The sequence below is a fragment of the Pseudoalteromonas sp. bablab_jr010 genome (assembly GCF_016464105.1).
GTDB lineage: Bacteria > Pseudomonadota > Gammaproteobacteria > Enterobacterales > Alteromonadaceae > Pseudoalteromonas > Pseudoalteromonas simplex.
Window position 1 is genome coordinate 1 of sequence record NZ_JACDWV010000207.1, and the last position, 254, is coordinate 254.

Consider the following 254-nt stretch of genomic DNA (forward strand, 5'->3'; position numbering starts at 1 on the left):
GAAAGGGATATGGCCTTATCAACTCAGTTACAGCAATGCTTCTGGCTATATCATCAAGGAGTTAATGATGTTGCCTCACACCTCAGCAGGAAAAGTACCGAGCGTAATAAATAAACTTATTGCAATGGCTGAAACCTTTGTGCTGCCAGAGCGAAGAGAAAGACATTATCCAAGATGTGTGAAAAAGAGACCCAGTCGGTACCCTGAACGAAAGCCCCAAAAAATGCCTGTCAGCTCTTAACTGACAGGCATTA

The 254-nt window shown here is 43.3% G+C and carries 1 pseudogene; it reads left to right on the top strand.

Features of this window, described 5'->3' with window-relative positions:
- Positions 1-241: pseudogene (locus tag JIG37_RS22970) on the top strand (IS4 family transposase); the annotation flags it as partial.
- Between the last annotated feature and the right edge of the window lie 13 nt (positions 242-254).